Source organism: Kribbella sp. HUAS MG21, assembly GCF_040254265.1.
In the GTDB taxonomy this organism is placed as follows: Bacteria; Actinomycetota; Actinomycetes; order Propionibacteriales; family Kribbellaceae; genus Kribbella.
The window spans coordinates 73,107-94,477 of the sequence record NZ_CP158165.1; the positions used below are offsets into that span (position 1 = coordinate 73,107).

At 69.0% G+C, this 21,371-nt stretch carries 16 protein-coding genes; 10 read left to right on the forward strand and 6 right to left on the reverse strand.

Annotated features, from left to right (window positions below; translation table 11 throughout):
* Window positions 1-4: 4 nt before the first annotated feature.
* The 4 genes from ABN611_RS00365 to ABN611_RS00380 form a co-directional block, all read right to left on the reverse strand.
* Complete coding sequence (locus ABN611_RS00365) at window positions 5-4,093, reverse strand: LamG-like jellyroll fold domain-containing protein (RefSeq protein ID WP_350277692.1); 4,089 nt, start codon at window positions 4,091-4,093, stop codon at window positions 5-7.
* 99 nt (window positions 4,094-4,192) lie between these two features.
* On the reverse strand, window positions 4,193-4,603 hold the full coding sequence (ndk, locus tag ABN611_RS00370; RefSeq protein WP_350277693.1) for a nucleoside-diphosphate kinase: 411 nt from the start codon (window positions 4,601-4,603) through the stop codon (window positions 4,193-4,195).
* 38 nt (window positions 4,604-4,641) lie between these two features.
* Entirely contained in the window at window positions 4,642-4,977 is a 336-nt protein-coding gene (locus tag ABN611_RS00375; RefSeq protein WP_350277694.1) for a DUF4233 domain-containing protein, read from the reverse strand.
* The gene (locus ABN611_RS00380) at window positions 4,974-6,335 is read right to left on the reverse strand and encodes a folylpolyglutamate synthase/dihydrofolate synthase family protein (protein ID WP_350277695.1); all 1,362 of its coding nucleotides are present in this window, start codon (window positions 6,333-6,335) and stop codon (window positions 4,974-4,976) included. Before ABN611_RS00380 ends, ABN611_RS00375 begins: the two co-directional genes overlap by 4 nt.
* Before the next feature lie 74 nt (window positions 6,336-6,409).
* Here ABN611_RS00380 and valS point away from each other — a divergent pair, with 74 nt between their 5' ends.
* The 3 genes from valS (at window position 6,410) to ABN611_RS00395 (ending at window position 11,590) form a co-directional block, all read left to right on the forward strand.
* Window positions 6,410-8,950, forward strand: a complete 2,541-nt coding sequence (valS, locus tag ABN611_RS00385) for a valine--tRNA ligase (RefSeq protein ID WP_350277696.1) — start codon at window positions 6,410-6,412, stop codon at window positions 8,948-8,950.
* A 649-nt stretch (window positions 8,951-9,599) separates the two neighbouring features.
* Window positions 9,600-10,082 carry a hypothetical protein gene (locus ABN611_RS00390; protein WP_350277697.1) on the forward strand — a complete coding sequence of 161 codons (483 nt, stop codon included), beginning with the start codon at window positions 9,600-9,602 and terminating at the stop codon, window positions 10,080-10,082.
* A gap of 86 nt (window positions 10,083-10,168) precedes the next feature.
* Window positions 10,169-11,590, forward strand: a complete 1,422-nt coding sequence (locus tag ABN611_RS00395) for a DUF234 domain-containing protein (RefSeq protein WP_350277698.1) — start codon at window positions 10,169-10,171, stop codon at window positions 11,588-11,590.
* Window positions 11,591-11,592: 2 nt separating this feature from the next.
* Here the strand turns inward: ABN611_RS00395 and ABN611_RS00400 are convergent, their stop codons facing one another.
* A complete protein-coding gene (locus ABN611_RS00400; protein ID WP_350277699.1) occupies window positions 11,593-12,516 on the reverse strand; it encodes an AEC family transporter in 924 nt (307 codons plus the stop codon).
* A gap of 176 nt (window positions 12,517-12,692) precedes the next feature.
* On the opposite strand from ABN611_RS00400, the gene ABN611_RS00405 reads away from it, so the two are divergent.
* From ABN611_RS00405 to ABN611_RS00435, 7 genes are all read left to right on the forward strand, one after another.
* The gene (locus ABN611_RS00405) at window positions 12,693-14,012 is read left to right on the forward strand and encodes a phosphodiester glycosidase family protein (protein ID WP_350277700.1); all 1,320 of its coding nucleotides are present in this window, start codon (window positions 12,693-12,695) and stop codon (window positions 14,010-14,012) included.
* Between the two features lie 195 nt (window positions 14,013-14,207).
* Entirely contained in the window at window positions 14,208-14,411 is a 204-nt protein-coding gene (locus ABN611_RS00410; RefSeq protein WP_350277701.1) for a YbhB/YbcL family Raf kinase inhibitor-like protein, read from the forward strand.
* 86 nt (window positions 14,412-14,497) lie between these two features.
* Entirely contained in the window at window positions 14,498-15,511 is a 1,014-nt protein-coding gene (locus ABN611_RS00415; RefSeq protein ID WP_350277702.1) for a LacI family DNA-binding transcriptional regulator, read from the forward strand.
* 94 nt (window positions 15,512-15,605) lie between these two features.
* Window positions 15,606-16,985, forward strand: coding sequence for an extracellular solute-binding protein (locus ABN611_RS00420; RefSeq protein ID WP_350277703.1), 1,380 nt, complete (start codon window positions 15,606-15,608; stop codon window positions 16,983-16,985).
* On the forward strand, window positions 16,982-17,923 hold the full coding sequence (locus ABN611_RS00425; protein ID WP_350277704.1) for a sugar ABC transporter permease: 942 nt from the start codon (window positions 16,982-16,984) through the stop codon (window positions 17,921-17,923). Before ABN611_RS00420 ends, ABN611_RS00425 begins: the two co-directional genes overlap by 4 nt.
* Complete coding sequence (locus ABN611_RS00430) at window positions 17,920-18,771, forward strand: carbohydrate ABC transporter permease (RefSeq protein ID WP_350277705.1); 852 nt, start codon at window positions 17,920-17,922, stop codon at window positions 18,769-18,771. The genes ABN611_RS00425 and ABN611_RS00430 overlap by 4 nt, the downstream gene beginning before the upstream one ends.
* Window positions 18,772-18,797: 26 nt before the next feature.
* Complete coding sequence (locus tag ABN611_RS00435; RefSeq protein ID WP_350277706.1) at window positions 18,798-20,831, forward strand: beta-galactosidase; 2,034 nt, start codon at window positions 18,798-18,800, stop codon at window positions 20,829-20,831.
* Here the strand turns inward: ABN611_RS00435 and ABN611_RS00440 are convergent.
* Window positions 20,825-21,319, reverse strand: coding sequence for a hypothetical protein (locus ABN611_RS00440; RefSeq protein ID WP_350277707.1), 495 nt, complete (start codon window positions 21,317-21,319; stop codon window positions 20,825-20,827). The genes ABN611_RS00435 and ABN611_RS00440 overlap by 7 nt on opposite strands.
* Window positions 21,320-21,371 lie beyond the last annotated feature (52 nt).

Here is a 21,371-nt window from a genome sequence, read left to right on the forward strand (position 1 = left end):
GGCGTCAGAGGGAGGCGGAGATGTAGCCGATCGAGCGGACCAAGGTGTGTGCCTGGCCCTCGCAGCCCGCATCTCGGGAGTCGAAGAGCTCGCCCCAGGAGGCACGGCACCGGAACACCTCGACGCGACCTGGCGCGGCGTCGGTCCAGCCGTAGCCGGAGACCGCGACCACCGTCTTGCCTTCACAGGCGGCATCGCTCGAGGTGAAGCTGTCCGATCCGTCGCGGCACAGCATCCAGGGCGTCGTGCCGGGCAGTTGGCGCATGGCGAGGTAGCCCAGTGAGGATTCAGGACGCTGGGTCGCCGGGAGCTTCGCCGTACTGCTGATGTGGTCGTACGGATGGTTCGTGGCGTTCGTACGCACCAGCGAGAAGTACGCCCGCACGTAGCCGAGGCGGAACTCCATCGTGGCGCCCGGCACCCCGTCGCAGTTCTCGTCGTTGGAGGCGAAGTGGGCGACCATGTAGATGTAGCACCGGTAGACCGGGACCGTCTCAACGCCCTCCGGAGGGGTGTTCCAGAACTGCCCGACGCTACTCAGGACCGTGTGACCGGCACATGTCGCGTCGAGGAAGTAGTCCGTCGCGCCGTTGCGGCAGGCGTAGATGGTGGTGGTGTTCGCGGACCCGGCCGGCGCCGGGACGCCCAGCGATTTCTGGAAGTGCGAGCTCTGCGGCACCGGTCCGTTGGTGACCATCCGGAACCCGTTGCTGTCCAGGAAGTACGACAGTTGTCCGAAGTACGCCGTCCGCCGGGTGGTCACCGGATAGTTGAGGTCTTCCTGGATCTGCCCCTCCGTCCGTACGCCGGACCAGGCGTGGACGTCGTCGATCTCACCGACGAACGGGGTCGACACCTGTCCCGCCTTCCGGGCCGCACCCACCTGGAACGCACCGGTGGCGTTCCACTTGGCCTGTGCGGCGACGTAGCCGCCCACTTGCCGACCGTCGACGTACAGCCGGAGCTGGCCGGCGGCCTGGTCGTAGACACCGGTGAGCGAGGTCCACTCGCCCGCTGTCGGAGCACTGACGTCGGTGACCGCGACGGGGAGATCCGTCGCGCTGTCGGCCTGCGAGAGCGCGAAGTACCATCGCCGCTGCGTGCCGTCGTACCCGAGCTGGAAGCCGCTCGACTGCTGTCCGTCCTGGCTCAGCACCGTCCGGCTGACGCCGTCGACCGCGTCGAGCTTGACCCTGGCGCTGACCGTGAAGCTGCTGTCCGTGCGGACGACAGCCGCCGGTCCGGTGATCCCACCTGTGCCGTCGAGCCGCACTGCGGCCGTGCCCACAGCACCCGTCGTACGGGTCACACCGGCAGCGGCGGTCCCGAGCCGGTAGTTGCCGGAGGCATCGGAGATCTGCGTTCCGGTCGCTTCGTCGAGCGGCCAGAACAGCTGCTCGGCGGCGGGCTTCCCGGCCAGGTCGTCGATTTCGGTGGTCGCGAGGACCCGGTTGAAGATCTGCACGTCGTCCAGCGAACCGAGCCAATTGTCGACGCCGGCGGCCTGGAACTGTGCCCGGCCGAGCTGGGTCGCTCCGGTCGCCGCCCACGGCGTCGTGTGGCTCGCACTGCTGCCCTGGACGCCGTCGACGTACAGCGTGAGCTGCTTGGTCGCGTCGTCGAAGACGCCGGTCAGATGCGTCCAGCGGCCTGGGACGGCCGGTCCCGCGGAGGCGGCGACATGACGCGCGGCCGTGTCCGCGTCGCTGGCCGGCATCATGAAGTTCCACTTCTTGGTATTCGGGTTGTACTGCAGGAAGAACCCGCTGATCCGCCGGCCGTTCTGGCTCACCGCGGTGCGGTAGACCGTTCCGGCCTGGTCCAGCTTCACCCAGGCCGCGACCGTGAACGACTTGCTCGTGTCGACGGCCGGCGTACCGGACGCGGCGACGTACCCGGCCTGCGAGCCGTTCAGCCACAGCGCGTCACCGTGCCGGCCGCCCTTCCACTGCCCTGCCGGAGCTGCCGGCCGGACGCCGTCGCGATGACCGGCCGCGTCGTCCACGACCGCCGTGTCCGCACCCTCGCCGTTCAACCGCCACGCCGCGACCGGGGAGCCGCCGTTCTTGACGTGGAACTCGTAGACCTTGGCCGTGGCGGACACGTTCTTCGCGCGGTCGACCGCGCGCACGCTGAGGAACTGCGGCCCGCGGTCCGGCGGGGTGATCAGCACGCGTGCGAGGCCGTCACTGCCGACCGGGGCGTACCGGTTCTCGAAGGAGCCGAGCAGCGAGTACTGGAAGCCGACCACGTCGGTGTCGTTCTGGCCGGCCTTGAACGCGAATCCGCCGGTGAATCCGACTCCTCCGCCGGCAGCGCAACTCGTCGCAGTGCACTCGGGATACGTCGTCGACGTCACGGTCGGCGCTGCTTGCGGCGCGACCTTGTCGATCGTGAAGTCGCAGTAGCCGCTCCACCCCGACCCGTCGACGTCGTCCGAGGCAAAGGCACGGAACGACAGCCGGCTGCCGTGTGCGGCGTGCGCCGCGGGAACTCCGGCCTTGAAGGTGCTGCCCGACGCGAACTGCCCGGTGGTCGCGCCGCCGATCCGGGTGTGCGCCCGGTCGGCCCACTCGAACACCATGCGGATCAGTTGCGCGTCGTCCTCGGTCGCCTTCGCGGACAGCACCGGACCGCGGGTCTGGTCCTGCTGCTCGCCGCTGACGGCGGGATTCACGAAGATCTCCTGGCCCTGGCACAGCTGACCCTCGACGGCCATGCTGCTCGGCACGCTGGGACGGGTGTTGTAGGTGACGGACAACGTCGGCTTGGTGCCGAACTTCTTCCACGCGTACTGGTCGGCCTCATTGGCCGCTGACAGTGCGATGGTCGCCCAGCCGCCGTGCACGTTGATGCCGTCGGTCACCGCCCGCACCGCCGACCAGCCGAGCCAGATGTCCTTGCACTGCGGGGGCGTCACGTCGCTGAGGACGATCCCGATTCCCGGACGGTTGTTCCAATTGGTCCCGGTGCCGACGGGCGCGGTGCTCGACGCGCGCACCGCACGCGGCTGGGAGCAGTCCGGCACGTGGTCGAGGAACGCGTTGAAACTCGCGCTCTTGATCAGCTTCCGGCCGCCCAGCAGGTGGCGGACGTCGAACCTGAAGTACGAGCGCGCCACGCCGATGCCGTAGCACTCGTTGTTCGCGTTATAGCAGTTGCCGACCTTGGCCACCCCGTCGCCGTCGCCGCCCCAGTACTCGTCGTCCGGGTGGCCGGAGAACACCATCGCCCAGCCGTAGAGCGGACCGGTGGTGTCGGGATCCAGGTACACCGGGTACTTCGTTCCGCTCCCGGTCAGCAGGTTCTGGTCCGGAGTGACGGACAGGGCGCGGGCGGTCAGCTTCGACGTACCGGTCGCGCGCTTGTTCGCGGAGTCCCACATCAGCGGGGCGCCGGCGGTGTACACGAGCTTGTTCGCGGCGTCGTACGCGCCGAAGCTTCCGGTCTTCGTGTCACGGAGTACCAGACCGTCGGCGGCCAGGCCGATGTCGAGCGTGCGTAGCTGCTTCGCGGCGGCGACATTGTGGATGACGAAGACTTTGGAGAAGCCCTGCTGCTTGGCGGTCAGGCGCAGGTCGACGCCGGGCAGGACGTCTCGGTACGTCGCCGTACTGCCTTGCAGCGTCGGGGTCGGGAGCGGCTTGGACCAGGTGTAGGCCAGCTGCTTCCCCGCCGTACCCAGCCGCACGAGCGGAGCGGTACCGCCGCCGGAGAACGTGGTCGGGATGCTGGTGGCACGCGGGGCCACGGTGCCGTCGGCGCGGCGCTCCAGCGTGGTGTCGATCGGGGTCCAGCCGGTACCACGTCGTACCCGGACGGGCTCGGTGTGGAAAGTCTCGGTGAAGGTGCCGTCCGGATTGGCGACCACGTCACTCGTCGCGGTCTGCGCCGATGGGACCGGCACCGGTTTGCCGGACTGGCGAGCGAGGTCTGATTCAGCAGGCGGCTGCGCCGATCGCGGTGCGGCGGTCGGCGGTTGGGCGGTCGGCTGGGTCTTGGTGCCGGCGTCGGCCGTCTGCAACGGCAGGAGCAGAGCGGCCGTGCTGAGGAACAGCGCGACGGACCGGCGAAGGGCGTGCGGCGATGACAAGGGGTCCCCTCCCTGGGCAGATGGGGTGACAGCTCACCCCGCCCAGAGAATGTGGGACCCCGCTTTCAATTCGCTTTCACGACCCCTGCAGGCCGGCGGTCAGGGCAGGTCGGGGAACCAGAGTTTGATTTCGCGGGCGGCGGATTCCTCGGAGTCGGAGCCGTGGACGAGGTTTTCGCGGTTGGAGAGGGAGAGGTCGCCGCGGATGGTGCCGGGGGCGGCCTTGCGGCCGTCGGTGGCGCCGTTCAGGGCGCGGACGACCTCGACGGCCTCGTCGCCCTCGAGGACCATCGCGACCATCGGGCCGCTGGTGACGAAGTCGCGCAGCGGCGGGTAGAAGGCCTTGTCGACGTGCTCGGCGTAGTGCTGGTCGGCGAGCTCGCCGTCGATCGTGCGCAGGTCCATGGCGACGATCCGGAGCCCCTTGGCCTCGAACCGGCCCAGCACCTCACCGACCAGGCCGCGGCGGACCGTGTCGGGCTTCAGCAGGACCAGGGTGCGCTGCGACATCTGTCAACTCTCTCTCGATGTAGTCGGGGCCGCTGAGCCTAACCGGTCTGCGCCTCGTGTGCTTTCTTGGCTTCCTCGATGCGGCGGCCGAGGACGATGGCGGCGATCCAGAAGGCCGCGAACGCGAGGCCGAGGACGAACATCACCGGTACGACGAAGCCGAGGCCGACGGCTCCGACCTGGACGGCCGAGCCGAGGACGTAGCCGAGCTGGAAGCGCAGCAGACCGGCCGCCAGCAGCGCCAGGACGAACAGGCCCAGGCAGACCGGGATCGCCACGGCCGGGCGGATGTCGGCGACCGAGATCATCACCGGCGTGACGAGCGCGAGGACGACCGACTCGAAGGCGAGCACGATCGACGCGAGCGACCTCATGGCTGCGCGTCCTTCGGCTTCCGGACCAGCAGCGCCCGCGCCTCGCCGGCGGTGATGACCGAGCCGGTGATCAGTACGCCGCCGCTGCCGAGCGCCACGGCGTTCTCCTCGGCGAGCCGGATCGCGTCGTCGATCGCGTCGATCAGGTGCGGCCGGACCAGGACCCGCTCCTCGCCGAACACCTCGGCGGCCAGCTCGCCCAGCTCCTCGGCCGGCATCGAGCGCTCGACGAAGCTGTTCCGGGTGCAGATCACGGTCTCCATGATCGGCTCGTACGCCTCGAGGACGCCGTACACGTCCTTGTCCTTCATACAGCCGAGGACGCCGATCAGCGGCTGGAACTGGAACGCCTCCGAGACCGTGGCCGCGGTCGCCTCGGCGCCGTGCGGGTTGTGCGCGGCGTCGACGACGATCGTCGGGCTGTTCCGGACGACCTCCATCCGGCCCGGGCTGGTCGCCTGCTGGAACCCGGCCTGCAGCAGCTCGGTGGTGACCCGGCCCTCGCTCTCCGGGCCGGCGCCGAGCAGCGCCTCGACGGCCGCCACCGCCACCGCGGCGTTGTGGGCCTGGTACTCGCCGTGCAGGGGGAGGAAGAGTTCGTCGTACTCCGCTCCGAGGCCCTTGATCGAGACGACCTGGCCGCCGACCGCGAGCGTGCGGCTGACGATCCCGAACTCGATGCCCTCGCGGGCGACCTGGGCGCCGACCTCGGCGGCCTTGCGGAGCAGCACCTCGAACACCTCGAGGCTCTGCTGGGACATCACCGCCGTGCCGCCGGGCTTGATGATGCCGGACTTCTCGCCGGCGATCGTGACCGGGTCCGCGCCGAGCAGGTGCGCGTGGTCGACGGCGACCGGGGTGATCACCGAGACCGTGCCGTCGGCGACGTTGGTGGCGTCCCAGCTCCCGCCGAGGCCGACCTCGATCACCGCGACGTCGACCGGGGCGTCCGCGAAGACGGCGTACGCCATCGCGGTGATCACCTCGAAGAACGTCAGCGGGTGCTCCTGCTCGGCGTCGACGACGTCGAGGTACGGCGCGATCTCCTCGTACGCCTCGACGAAGCGCTCCTCGCTGATCGGCTCGCCGTCCAGCGTGATCCGCTCGCGCACCGACTCCAGGTGCGGGCTGGTGAACCGGCCGGTCCGCAGCCCGGCCTCGCGCAGCAGGGTGTCGATCATCCGGGCCGTGGAGGTCTTGCCGTTGGTACCCGTCAGGTGCACCACCGGGTAGGCCTTCTGGGGGTCGCCGAGCAGCTCGACGAGCCGTCGTACGCGGTCCAGGGTGGGCTCGATCTTGTGCTCCGGCCAGCGCTGCTGGAGCCGTGCCGATACCTCGGCGAAGGAGAGGTCGCTCATCAGAACGCCCAGTCTAGGCGGGGCTGTGGATAACCGGTCGGAAGCACCCCTTGACAACCACTAACATTGTGCGCATGAGCCAGACCTCGCGCGTTCCCGACAAGCCCAGCCTCGACGGTCTCGAGGAGAAGTGGGCTGCGGTATGGAAGGAGCAGCAGACCTACGCCTTCGACCGCACCGCCGAGCGTGCCGACGTGTACTCGATCGACACGCCGCCGCCGACGGTCTCCGGATCGCTGCACGTCGGGCACATCTTCAGCTACACCCACACCGACCTGGTCGCCCGCTTCCAGCGGATGCGCGGCAAGAAGGTCTTCTACCCGATCGGCTGGGACGACAACGGCCTGCCGACCGAGCGCCGCGTGCAGAACTACTACGGCGTCAAGTGCGACCCGTCGCTGCCGTACGACCCGGACTTCACCCCGCCGGCCAAGCCGGACCCGAAGAAGCAGGTCCCGATCTCCCGGCAGAACTTCGTCGAGCTGTGCGGTGAGCTCACGCACATCGACGAGCAGGCGTTCGAGGCGATGTGGCGGCAGGTCGGCCTGAGCGTGGACTGGTCCTACCTCTACACCACGATCTCCGAGGACGCCCGCCGTACGTCGCAGCGCGCCTTCCTGCGCAACTTCGCCCGCGGCGAGGCCTACCTGGCCGAGGCACCGACGATGTGGGACGTCACGTTCCAGACCGCGGTCGCGCAGGCCGAGCTGGAGGCACGGTCCTATCCGGGCGCGTACCACCGGGTCGCGTTCCACGGCGCCGACGGGCCGATCTACATCGAGACCACGCGGCCGGAGCTGATCCCGGCGTGTGTCGCGCTGATCGCGCACCCGGACGACGAGCGGTACAAGCACCTGTTCGGGACGACCGTGAAGTCGCCGCTGTTCGGCGTCGAGGTCCCGGTCCTGGCGCACGACGCCGCCGAGATGGACAAGGGCGCCGGTATCGCGATGTGCTGCACGTTCGGTGACCAGACCGACATCCAGTGGTGGCGCGAGCTGCAACTCCCGGTCCGGACGGTGATCGGCCGCGACGGCCGGCTGCTCCGCGACACCCCCGCGTGGCTGGAGGGCTCGGAGCTGTACGGCGAGCTCGCCGGCAAGACGGTGTTCTCCGCGCGCGAGCTGATCGTGGCCAAGCTGCGGGAGTCCGGCGACCTGGACGGCGAGCCGAAGAAGACCGAGCGGATGGCGAACTTCTACGAGAACGGCGACAAGCCGCTCGAGATCGTCTCCACCCGGCAGTGGTACATCACCAACGGCGGCCGCGACGCCGCGCTCAAGCAGGAGTTCGTCGAGCGCGGCAACGAGCTCGGCTGGGTCCCGGACCACATGCGGCACCGCTACCTGAACTGGGTCGAGGGGCTGAACGGCGACTGGCTGATCTCCCGCCAGCGATACTTCGGCGTCCCGTTCCCGGTCTGGTACCCGCTGGACCAGGACGGCGAGCCGGACTACGACCACCCGCTGCTGCCGTCCGAGGCCGAGCTGCCGATCGACCCGACCTCACAGGCCCCCCGCGGGTACGACGAGTCGCAGCGCGGCAAGCCGGGCGGGTTCGAGGCCGACCCCGACGTGATGGACACCTGGGCGACGTCCTCGCTGACCCCGCACATCGTCTGCGGGTGGGAGCGCGACGACGACCTGTTCCGCCGTACCTTCCCGATGGACCTGAACACGCACGCCCACGAGATCATCCGCACCTGGCTGTTCTCCCGCGTCGTCCGGGCGCACTTCGAGAACGGGACGCTGCCCTGGGCGCGGTCGATGATCTCCGGGTTCGTCGTCGACCCGGACCGGAAGAAGATGTCGAAGTCCAAGGGCAACGCGGTCGTGCCGTCGGAGATCCTGGAGAAGTTCGGCTCGGACGCGGTCCGCTGGCGTGCGGCGATGGCGCGGCCGGGGCTGGACTCGCCGTTCGACGAGTCGCAGATGAAGGTCGGCCGGCGGCTGGCGATCAAGGTCCTGAACGCGTCGAAGTTCGTGCTCGGGTTCGGGGCGACCACGGTCGACCCGGCCGCGGTCACCGAGCCGGTCGACCTGGCGATGCTGCAGCGGCTGCGGATGGTGGTCGCCGACGCGACGGCGGCCTTCGAGCGGTACGACTACACCGGCGCGCTCGAGACCAGCGAGCGGTTCTTCTGGACGTTCTGCGACGACTACGTCGAGCTGGTCAAGGAGCGTGCGTACGGCGGCCAGGGCGACGCGGGCGCCGCGTCCGCGAAGGCGGCGCTGGCGGTGGCGTTGTCGGTCCAGCTCCGGCTGCTGGCGCCGTACCTGCCGTTCGCGACCGAGGAGGTCTGGTCGTGGTGGCAGGAGGGTTCGATCCACCTGTCGTCGTGGCCGACGCCGGACGGTGACCTGGCCGTGGCGGATCAGGAGGCCGAGGTTCTGGACGCGGTGTCCGAGGTCCTCGCCGGGATCCGCGGCGCGAAGTCCGAGGCGCAGGTGTCGATGAAGACCGAGGTGTCGAAGGTCGAGGTCTCCGGGCCCGCCGCCCGGCTCTCGCTCGCCGAACGCGCCGAGCCCGACCTGCGAGCCGCCGGTCGCATCACCGGCGAGATCGTCTGGCACGCCGACGAATCCGACGCGGTGAAGGTCGTCGCGACCCTCTGAGTCGTCGTACACCGGCTGCCCGTCTCCTTGCTGGGGAGGCGGGCAGCTGTGCGTTCCGCTACCCTGCGACACCGGTTTGTCCGGGTGTGGAACGATCAGGACGAAGCACCAGCCCGCACCCCGTGACCCCCGTCCGAGGAGCCACCCCATGACCGACCCCACCAAGCCGACCCCCGCGAACCCGGCTGACATCACAGCCGACACCGCCGAACTCACCCCCGTCCCACCCACACCCTCGACGCCGGGCACGGACGCTGGTACGGCGGGCGCTGGTACGGCGGGCGCTGGTACGGCGGGCGCTGGAACGGCGGGCGGTGAGGCCCCGGCAGCTGGTGCTCCGGCTGCCGCGACGGCGGGCGCTGGTACGGCGGGTCCTGGAACGGCGGGTGCTAGTACGGCAACGGCGGGTGCGGCTACGGCGGGTGTGCCTGGGACTGGTACTCCCGACGCAGGTGCTCCTGGAGCTGGTACTCCCGGGGCTGGTACTTCCGGGGCTGGTACTCCCGGGGCTGGTACACCCGGCGCAGGGACTCCTGGGGCTGGTACGCCCGGCGCTGGTGCTCCCGGCGCAGGTGCTCCTGGGGCTGGTGGTTCTGGGGGTGGGAAGAAGGGGCGTAGTAAGGGGCCCTGGGTGACTGTGGGTGGGGGTGTGGGGATTCTGGTGGTGCTGGCGGTGCTGGGGTATGTGTGGGGGCTCGGGCCGTTGAATCGGTTGAACACCGAGCGTGGGATCACCCCGCCGGCCAAGCTCGCGGGCCTGGACCGGATCACCGACAAGGAGATCCGCGACCAGCTGCAACTGGACCAGACGCGGGAAGCACTCAGCCGGATCAACAACGGCAAGCAGGCGACCGTGGAGGCGTACGGCACGCTCGACGGCGACCGGATGTACGTGATCATCGCCCTCCGCGGCAAGGTCGACATCGACAAGACCGTCGACGACTCCGGCGCGACCCCGGACAAGGTCAAGAAGGTCGCCAACTCCACCTGCGTCGAGTCGAGCGGCAACCTCCCCACCCAGTGCTACCGCGGCTCCAACACCCTCACCGTCATCGCCCAGTCCGCCAACGAGGGCGTCACCGTCGACCAGGTAGAACCCGTAGCCGAAGAAGCCTTCAAAGCCATGAAGTAGTCACAGGGCGCCTCGCGGGAGACAACCAAATTTGGTATGTTCATTTTTGGTTGTATCACGCATGGGCGTCTGGAGGCGGCGACAGGGTGGCCCACTTCTACGGCCGGAACCACGAACTGCGGACGCTCGACCGATTGCTGCACCGCGTCCAGGAGCGCGGCCGGGCCGGCCGTGCCGGCCGGGCGGTGTTGATCCGCGGCCGCCGCCGAGTGGGCAAGTCGCGGTTGGTCGAGGAGTTCATCGATCGCTCCGGGCTGCCGAGCCTCTTCTTCACCGCCTCGGCGCAATCGAGCACCGCCACCGACCTACGGCTCTTCGTGGAAGCAGGCGCTACCTCGACGCTGCCGCAAGCCGCCTTGTTCGCGGGACAGACCCCGCAGGACTGGGATGCCGCTCTGCAACTACTTGCGGCCGCATTGCCCGCCGACGAACCGAGCATCGTCGTACTGGACGAAATGCCGTACCTCATCGCCAACGATCCTGGCTTCGAAGGCACGCTGCAGAAGCTGTACGACCGCGAGCTGTCCCGGAAGCCCGTCCTGCTGCTGTGCGTGGGCTCCGACCTCGCGATGATGGAACGCCTGAACGAGTACGACCGGCCGTTCCACCAGCGCGGGACCGAGATGGTCGTGCCGCCCCTGAGTCCGGCCGATGTCGCCGACATGCTCGGCCTGGAACCCGCTGAAGCGTTCGACGCCTTCCTGATCTCCGGTGGTCTTCCGCTCGTGCTCGAGGAATGGCCCGCGAACGCGGGCGTCTTCGACTATCTGGAGTCGGCCCTCGCCGATCCGACGACGGCATTGATCGTCAGCGGCGAACGCTCACTGGCGGCCGAGTTCCCAGCCGATGCGCAGGCCCGCCTGGTCCTGTCGGCCATCGGATCGGGCGAGCGGACACATACTCTCATCGGCCGGGCGGCCGGCGGCCTGCCGGCAACCAGCCTCAATCGGGCGCTCCACTTGCTGACCGCCAAGCGCGTCGTCGAGGCGGTCACGCCGTTGTCCACTCGTCCTTCCAAGGAGAGGCGCTACTACGTCGCCGATCCGCACCTTCGCTTCTGGCTCGCATTCCTGGGACCGCATCTCACCGAGGTCGAGCGGGGGCGCGGCGACCTGACGCTGGCCCGCATTCGGACGTCCTGGTCGTCGTGGCGCGGTCGAGCCGTCGAACCCGTCGTACGGGAATCACTCTTCCGGCTCCGCGACGGTGGACTGCCCGACGGCACCGGTGCGATCGGCGGCTACTGGACGAGGACGAACGATCCCGAGATCGACCTGGTAGCGGCCGATCATGGACCGGTCGCCAAGCACGTCACCGCTGTGGGGTCCATCAAATGGCTCGAACGCAAGGCGTTCGACGGACACGATCTGAGCCGCTTGTACGTCCACCGGACTCAGCTGCCCGGTGCGACCGAATCGACTCCGCTGATCGCGGTGTCCCGTGCGGGCGTCGCGGTCGACGGCGTTCAGGCAGTCGGTCCGGAGCAGCTCCTGTCCGCCTGGCGCTGAGGTCAGGTCAGTAGGCCTGCGATCAGGATCATCACTGGGATGGACAGCAGGGTGCTGAGGAGTACGGCGCTGCGGGCGAGGGTGCGGCTGGCTCGGTAGTGGACGGCGTAGACGTAGACGTTCTGGGCTGTGGGTAGGGCGGCCAGGAGTGTTGGGGCGAGGAGGGCCGGGCCGTGTAGGTCTAGGACCCAGCGGGCGATTGCGTAGGCGGCTAGTGGTTGGACGAAGGTTTTCAGGGCGACCGCCAGTACTACGTCCCGCCGTAGGGTGATCGAGTCCTTCGTGCCGGCGCTGAGGCTCAGGCCGTACGCGACCAGTGCGACGGGCACCGCGGCCGCGGCGACGAGTTCGATCGGGCGCATCAGCAGGTCCGGCAGGCGTACGCCGAGCAGTGAGACCAGCAGTCCGAGCAGCGACGCCACCGTCAGTGGATTGCGGAGTGGGCGCGTCACCACCGTGCGCAGCGACACCCGGCGGCCGGTTCCCAGCCGGTCGCTGTCCAGTACGGCGAACGCGATCGGCGCCATGATCAGCACCTGGAACAACACGATCGGCGCCACCAGCGCCCCGTCCCCCAGCACGTACGCCGCCACCGGTACGCCGAGGTTGCCGGCGTTCACGTACGACGACGCGAGGACGCCGATCGCCGCCTGCGAACGGGTCCGCCGCCAGATCAGCACCGCGACGAGGAACACCACCTGCACCACGAACAGGCTCACCAGATTCGTGACCAGCACCACCGAGAAGATCGTCCCGAGGTCGGCCTTCGCCACGGTCGTGAACAGCAGCGCGGGCGTCGCCACGAAGAACGCGAGCCGCGACAGCACCAGCTCGTCCTGCTTCCGCAGTACGCCGAACAGGCCGATGACGTACCCGAGCACGGCCACGGCGACCAGCGCGGCGAAGGCGCCGATGACGGCCGACATCTCAGGTACTCAGCGGGGTGGACACGGCTTCGATGGTAGGGGCAAACGTTGTCCGGCGACCCGCGGCGACCACCGCTCGGATGGTGAGCTGCGGCACGCAACCGTAACCTGGAAGATGCTGACGAGTCAGGGCAAGGATCAGAAAGATTCCACCGGGAGCTCGGAGGATGAGCCGCATGACTACTTCCGCTCGAGTGTTCAAGACCGCGCTGGGCGCGGCCGCGGTGTTCGGTGTCCTCGCCACCGGCATCTCCTCCGCCACCGCGACCACCGCCGACGGACCCGCCGCCGAGGGAGCCGCCGGCGAGCTCACGGTGGTGCCGGCCGGGCAGGGGCTGCCGCTCGGGGACGCGGATCTGGCCGAGACCCGTACCGACCGGACGCTGGCGCGCGGCGTCACGCTGACCCGGATCGTCCGCGGTACCGAGCCGGCGCCGGCCGACCAGATCAACACCACGACCCGCGGCCCGTGGGTCGTCAACGTCCTGACCATCGACCCGCGGATCGCCGACGGCCGGCTGCAGGCGACGTACGGCCCGGACCTGGCCCGGGTCGAGAAGACCTCCGATCTGGTGAAGTCGGCCGGCGCGCTCGCCGGGGTGAACGCGTCGTTCTTCACCTTCACCGCGAACCCGCAGTACCCGGGCGAGCAGGTCGGCCTCGGGCTGTTCGACGGCAAGCTGCTCAGCGAGCCGCTCACGGACCCGACCGAGGCCAACCTGGTGATCGATGCCAACAGCAACAAGGTCGTCACCGGCCACCTGCGCTGGACCGGCGCCGTCCGCAACCGGCTGACCGGCGCCGAGCTGCCGCTGGAGTTCATCAACCACCCGCCGGTGGTCCCGACCGCGTGCGCGACGCTTCCCGACCAGACCACCTGCACCGTCGCGGGTGACCTGGTCCGCTTCACGCCCGCGTTCGGCGCCGCGACGCCGTCCGGGGCGGGCGCCGAGGTCGTGCTCGACCGCCGCGGCTGCGTCGTCCGTACGTCGAACACACGCGGTACGACGCTCAGCGCGAGCCAGACGTCCTTGCAGGCGACCGGCAAGGAGACCGCCGCGCTGCTGAGCCTCGCGAAGGGCTGCCTGCGCACCGACCTCACCGTGTCGAACGAGAACGGCCAGCAGGTCGCGCTGCACAAGGGCCTGTACGGCGTGACGGGTCGCTACCAGCTGACGAAGAACGGCGAGATCGTCGTCCCGGCCGGCACCGGCAGCTTCTTCGCCCGCAACCCGCGCACGATCGCCGGCACCACGCGCGGCGGCAAGATCGTCCTCGCCACGCTCGACGGCCGGCAGACGACGAGCGTCGGCACCACGATGGACGAGACCGCCGCGGTCGCGAAGGCGCTCGGCATGTACGACGGCATCAACCTGGACGGCGGCGGCTCGACCGCGATGGCCCTCGGCGACGGCACCGTCGTCAACCGTCCGAGCGGCACCAACGGCGCCGAGCGCGCGGTGGGCGACGCGGTCGTCTTCGTCCCAGGTCGGTGAGCCGGTAGTACGTTGGAACGGATGTTGTCGGTTGCCGTGCTCCTGAGCGCGGCAACCGGCAGCGGCCGAACCAGCCGGGAAGGAGCCGACCGTGACCGCACCCGGCAGCATCACAGTCACCAGTACGGCGTTCCGCGACGGTGAGACGATCCCGCGCAAGTACACCTGCGACGGCGAAGGCGGCGCACGCCCAGCGTGAAGCAGGCGAAGAACTCCAGCGGCAAGCCAGGGTACTTCGGCCCGTGCCCTCCCAGCGGCACGCACCGTTATCGCTTCACCGTCTACGCCCTCTCCGAGCCGACCGGCCTCTCTGACGGCGCCGACCTCCGCGAAGCACTGGCGGCGATCGACAGCAAGACCATCGCCCGCGGCCGCCTCACCGGCCGCTACTCCCGCTGAGGATGTGACCCAGCTCACAGAGGTCGAGCCATTGATCTTCTGACTACGTAGACACATTCTGACTACGCAGTCAGAACGGAGGCGAGATGAGCGAGGCCAAGCCGAGCAGCACCGACGTCGCACGCCTGGCGGGCGTCTCGCAGAAGACTGTCTCCCGGGTCCTGAACGGTGAGCCGTACGTCAAGGAAGAGGTCCGGCTCCGCGTGCAGGCTGCCGTGCGGGAGCTCGGCTACCGGCGCAACGACGCGGCCCGGGCGCTCAACTCCGGGCGGACCAAGCGGATCGGCGTGGTCTGTCTGGGCACGGCGCTGTTCGGCCCGTCGACGCAACTGGTGGCGATCGAACAGACCCTCCGGACGACCGGCTACTCGGTGAGCATCGTCAACACCCTCGAAGGCGACACGATCGCCGACGCGGTCGAGCACCTCCTCGAGCAGGGCGTGGACGGGATCATCCTGTCCGAACCGATCGACGAGGGCGACGACGTACCGATCGACGTCGACATCCCGGTGCTGAGCTTCGGCCGGTTCCCCGGGCTCAGCGCGAAGCCGAGCCTGGACACCGGCGGCGACAACGTGGGCGCCGGCAGGTCCGCCACCGAGCACCTGCTCGAGCTCGGGCACCACACGGTCTGGCACGTCGCCGGCCCGCAACGCTGGTGGGCCGCCCGCGACCGGCTGGCCGGCTGGCGCCAGGCCCTGGCCGACGCCGGCGCACCCGAACCCCCGGTACTGGAAGGCGATTGGCTCCCAGCCTCCGGCTATGCGGCCGGCCGTCAACTGGCCGCGAACCCCGACGTCACCGCCGTCTTCGTCGCCAACGACGACATGGCCATCGGCGTCCTGCGAGCACTCACCGAGGCCGGCCGATCGGTCCCCGGTGACGTCAGCGTCGTCGGCTTCGACGACATCCCGACGGCGGCGTTCCTGACGCCGCCCCTCACCACCGTCCCGCAGGACTTCGACGTCCACGTCGCCCGCGGGATCGCGAACCTGGTCACGGAGATCGAGTCGCCCACCGGCGACCGCTCCCCCCGGCCGGAGCCACCACCGCTCCGGCTCGTCGTCCGTCAGTCCACCGCAGCGCCGACCGCGCGCTGATCGCCGTACCCGTTCCAGGGCACCACCGGCCGCGCGCCAGTGCCCGGGCACCGCCGTGCCCGAACCGAGGACGTGACTCGAGGAGTTGTTCGCAGTGTTCATCACCAGACCACGCAGGATCCGCCGGCGCACCGCCGTCGGCAGCGCACTCGCCCTGGCCGCACTGGCGCTCGCCGCCTGCGGCGGAGGCGACGAGTCGTCGTCCGGCGGCGCGCCCCAGGCGCAGGCCGTCAGCCAGGCCGACATCGACAAGGCGATGTCCACGCCGACCGAGCTCACCTTCTGGACCTGGGTGCCGAACATCCAGAAGGAGGTCGACCTGTTCCAGAAGAAGTACCCGGCGATCAAGGTGAAGGTCGTCAACGCCGGCCAGGGCACCCCGCAGTACACCAAGCTGCGGACCGCGCTGAAGGCCGGCACCGGTTTCCCCGACGCCGTCCAGATCGAGTTCCAGTACATCCCGACGTTCGCACTCACCAAGAGCCTGCTGGACCTCCGGCCGTACGGCGCGGACAAACTGAAGGACCAGTTCGTACCGTGGACCTGGCAGCAGGTGGTCGGCTCCGGCGGCGAGGTGTGGGCGGTTCCGCAGGACAGCGGGCCGATGGGCATGCTGTACCGCAAGGACATCTTCGACAAGTACGGCATCGGCGTACCGAAGACCTGGGACGAGTTCGCCGCGGCGGCCCGCAAACTGCACGCCGCCGACCCGAACGTCTCGATGACGAACCTCGCGCAGAGCCAGGCCGGCGTGTGGTTCGGGCTGCTGTGGCAGGCCGGGGTGAAGCCGTTCGAGAGCCCCACCGCCGAGTCGGTGAAGGTCAATCTGAACGGCGACGAGTCGAAGAAGGTCGCCGACTACTGGAGCGGCCTGATCAAGGACGGGTCGGTCACGGCCGATGCCGACTTCAACGACGCGTGGTACCAGGCGCTGAACCGCGGCAAGTACGCCACCTGGCTCACTGCCGCGTGGGGCCCGGTCTTCCTGGAGGGCAGCGCGAAGGCCACCAGCGGCAAGTGGCGCGCCGCACCGCTCCCGCAGTGGGAGGCCGGCCAGAACGCGTCCGGTAACTGGGGCGGCTCGACGACCGCCGTCGTCAAGGGGACGAAGAACCCCATCGCGGCCGCGAAGCTGGCCGAGTTCCTCAACACCGACCCCGAGTCGACCAAGATGTTCGCGACCCAGCAGTTCCTGTTCCCGGTCACCAAGGCCCTGCTGGCCGACAGTTCCTTCGTCGACAGGCCGCTGCCGTTCTACGGCGGTCAGCCGGTGAACAAGCTGTTCGCCGGGATCAGCGACACGGTGGACACCAAGTTCCAGTGGCCGCCGTTCCTCGACCAGGCCGTCAGCGACTGGAACGAGACCGTCGGGAAGTCGTTCGCGAACAAGGGCGACACCAGCGCGGCGCTCGACCAGTGGCAGGAGCGGATCACGAAGTACGCGCAGAACCAGGGCTTCAAGGTCGATCAATGAGTGTCACCACCGATCAGCGGCTCAAGGCGCAGGTGCCGAGCCGCAGTGAAGCCCGACGGCGGAGGCGTGGTGTGAGCCACGCCTCCACCGGCTACCTCTTCGTCGCGCCGTTCCTGCTGGTGTTCCTCGCCATGCTGGTCCTGCCGCTGGCCTACGCGGCGTACCTCAGCCTGTTCCAGGAACGCCTGATCGGCGGCACTGTCTTCGCGGGCCTGGACAACTACACCCGGGCTCTGACCGATCCGCGGTTGTTGCAGGGTGTCGGCCGGGTCGCGTTGTTCTTCGTGATCCAGGTGCCGATCATGCTCGTCGTCGCGTTGCTGGCGGCGCTGGCCATCGACAGCGGACTGCTGCGGGCCGCGAAGGTGTTCCGGCTGGGCATCTTCCTGCCGTACGCCGTACCGAGCGTGGTCGCGGCACTGATGTGGGGCTACCTGTACGGCCCCGACTTCGGGCCGTTCGCGCAGCTGGCGGACAAGTTCGGCCTGGCCGCGCCGAAGTTCCTGACGTCGGACTGGATGCTCGGTTCCCTGGCGAACATCGTCACCTGGGAGTTCACCGGCTACAACATGATCATCCTGTACGCCGCACTCCGGGCCGTCCCGCACGAGCTGTACGAGGCCGCGGCCGTCGACGGCGCCGGCGCGATCCGGACCGCGTGGAGCATCAAGATCCCGGCGCTCCGGCCCGCCCTGCTGGTGTGCGTGATCTTCTCGGTCATCGGCAGCTTCCAGCTGTTCAACGAGCCACAGCTGATGCAACGCCTGGCGCCGAGCGTCATCGACAGCGGCTACACCCCGAACCTCTACGGCTACTCGCTCGCCTTCACCGGCCAAGAGGTCAACTACGCCGCCGCGGTCTCGTTCCTGCTCGGCGCAGTGATCGTCGTCGCGTCGTACGCCGTCCTGTTCGTCACGACGCGAAGGAGCAGGTCATGACGGGTCGACGGAGCAACCTGCTGACCGCCGCCATGGTGGTGCTGCTGATCTACTTCCTGCTGCCGTTGTTCTGGCTGGTGATCGCCTCGACGAAGAACGTCGGCGACCTGTTCTCGAGCTTCGGGCTCTGGTTCGCGGACGACTTCTCGTTCTTCTCCAACGTCCGCGAGACGCTGACGAACGGGGACTGGGTGTTCACGCGCTGGATGGGCAACACCATCCTGTACGCGGTCGTCAGCGCCGGCGGCGCGGCCTTCCTGTGCGCACTCGGCGGGTACGGCTTCGCGAAGTACCGGTTCCGTGGCAACTCGGCGCTCTTCGGGCTGGTGCTCGGGGCGATCATGGTGCCGACCACGGCGCTCGCGATCCCGACGTACCTGCTGTTCAGCAAGGCGGGGCTGGTGAACACGCCGCTGGCGATCATCCTGCCGTCGCTGGTGAGCCCGTTCGGCCTGTACCTGATGCGGATCTACGCCCAGGACGCCGTACCGGACGGGATCATCGAGGCGGCGCGGATCGACGGTGCCGGTGAGTTCCGGATCTTCTTCCAGGTCGCGCTCCGGATGCTCGCGCCGGGCGTCGTCACGGTGCTGCTGTTCACGCTGGTCGCGACCTGGAACAACTATTTCCTGCCGCTCATCATGCTCAACAACCCCGACCTGTATCCGATCACGGTCGGACTGGCCGCATGGTCGTCGCAGGCCGGCGCCGGCGGCGGTACGACCGGCGCGGTGCTCTCGCTGGTCATCACCGGCTCCTTCCTGTCCGTCATTCCGCTCATCACCGCCTTCCTGCTGCTGCAGCGGTACTGGCAGTCGGGTCTGGCCGCAGGTGGCGTCAAGGCCTGAAACCTCTTCTATCATTGGAGAAACGCGTGCAAGAGCGTGTGCTCTTCGGAGCTGCGTACTACCACGAGTATCAACCCCAGCAGCGGTTGGAGCAGGATCTCGACCTGATGGCCGCCGCGCACTTCTCGGTGATCCGGGTCGGTGAGTCGGTCTGGTCGACCTGGGAGCCGGAGAACGGCCGCTTCGACCTCGACTGGATGCAGCCGGTCCTCGACGGCGCGCACCGCCGCGGCATCGCGGTCGTGCTCGGCACCCCGACGTACGCCGTGCCGCCCTGGCTGGCGAGGCTCTACCCGGAGATCGCCGGCGAGCGGAAGACCGGGCAGCGGATCGGCTGGGGCGCACGGCAGGAGGTGGACTTCACCCATCCCGGCTTCCGCTTCCACGCCGAGCGGGTGATCCGCCGGATCGCCGAGCGGTACGCGGACCACCCGGCGGTGATCGGGTTCCAGGTCGACAACGAACCGGGCAACGAGCTGCTCCACAACCACGGCGTCTTCCAGCGCTTCGTGGACAGCCTCCGGCAGCGGTACGGCGACGTACAGAAGCTGAACGACGCCTGGGGCCTGGTCTACTGGTCGCACCGGCTCTCGGACTGGGCGGACCTGTGGACGCCGGACGGCAACGTCCAGCCGCAGTACGACGTCGCGTGGCGGCAGTTCCAGGCGGACCAGGTGACCGAATTCATCGGCTGGCAGGCCGACATCGTCCGCGAGTACTCGCGCCCGGACCAGTTCGTGACCACCTGCATCGCGTACGAACGGCCTGCCGTCGCCGACGACGAGCTGGTACGCCGGCTGGATGTCACGGCCGGCAACGCGTACTACGCCATGCAGGACGGACTCGTGCATCCGCGGACCGATGCGGCCCCGCAGGGCTGGACCACCAACGGCACCTGGGCGCTCTATCTCAGCGCGGACCGGATGTACTCGTCGAAACAGGCTCCTTTCCTCGTGACCGAGACGAACGCGCAGTCCATCGGCTACCCGTGGAACAACCGCCCGGCGTACGACGGCCAGTGGCGGCAGGCGGCGTGGGCGCTGGTGTCACGCGGCGCCAAGCTGATCGAGTACTGGCATTGGCACACGCTGCATTTCGGGGCGGAGACGTACTGGGGTGGTGTCCTCCCCCACAGCGGCCAGCCGGGCCGCACGTACCGGGAGATCGCGCAGCTCGGTGCCGAGTTCGAGACCGCCGGCTCGCTCGTGGCGGACCTGACGCCTGACAGCGACGTGACCATGCTGTACTCGCTGCCCAGCAAGTGGCTGATGCAGAAGTACCCGGCGCTCGAGCGGCAGGACGGCGGCCCGGACGACCGCTCGTACCACGGCTTCTTCGACGCCTTCTACCGTGGGGCTTTCGACGCCGGACTCCAGGTGCGCATCCTGCACACGAGCCAGTTCACCGACGCAGGTCCGATTCTCGTCGTACCGGCGCTCTATCTGGCTGACGACGACCTGCTCGACCGGTTGGTCGCGTACGCCGAGGCCGGCGGGCATCTGGTCGTCGGACCGCGCACGGGGTACGCCGACCTCGACGCCCGGGCCCGCACCGACGTCCAACCCGGCAGACTCGCTGCCGCGGCGGGTGTCTGGTACGACGAGTACAGCAACGTCGGCGTAGACGTGCCCGTGCGCGGCGTCGGCGTGCACCTCGACGGGTCCGGTACACGCTGGATCGACGGGCTCCAGATCGACGACGCCGACGTACTGGCGAGCTACGAGCACCCGCACTACGGGCGGTGGCCTGCCGTCACCACCGTGGCGCGTGGCTCGGGCCGGATCACCTACGTGGGAACGGTGCCGGACCAAGCACTCGCCGCGGCGCTGTTCCGCTGGATCAAGCCGACGACTTGGACCGACCTGCCCAGCAGCGTCACCGTCACGTCCGCGACCGCCAGGGACGGTCGGCGGCTGCGGTTCGTCCACAACTGGTCGTGGGACAGCGTCGCCGTCACAGCGCCCGGGCCGCTGTACGACGTACTCACCGATCAGCCGGCGAACAGCAAGATCGAACTCGGGCCGTGGGACGTCCGGGTCCTGGTCGAACCTGGTCAGTAGTCGTAGCCTCCACCCTCCGAGGACGAAGGCGCCTGGGTGGGGGCTGCGGTTCCGGTGGTCGCGGCATGCCACGTGAAGTCCACGCCGGAGAAGGCATCGGACAGGTTGTTGCCCTTGGCCTCGCCGGGCTTGGTGTCGAGCTTGAAGGTGTACAAGGGCTTGCCCTGGAAGGTGAGTTGTTCCGCACCGGTGTCGGAGCGTTTCACGGTGGCCAGTCCGCTGACCGACTTCGCGTCGGCGGCGGTTCCGGTGACCGGGATCCAGAAACTCAGGCAACTGTCGGTGCACTTGATCGCCCCACCAGTCTCCTGGTCGGCGAAGTACAGCGTTTTCCCCGCCGCGTCGACGAGCGCCTGCCCGACCCCACTCACCTCCTTCACCGAAACGGCGCCGGGCGCCGCACCCGGTGCAGGCTCCGAGCCACCGCACGCGCTCAGCGAACCGAGCGCACCTAACGTTGCTCCTAGCAACAAGACTGAGGTTCTCATCGGGATCTCCTCTCCCCTCTGATACGGGAGATCCCGGCGAGCGGTTCAAAGA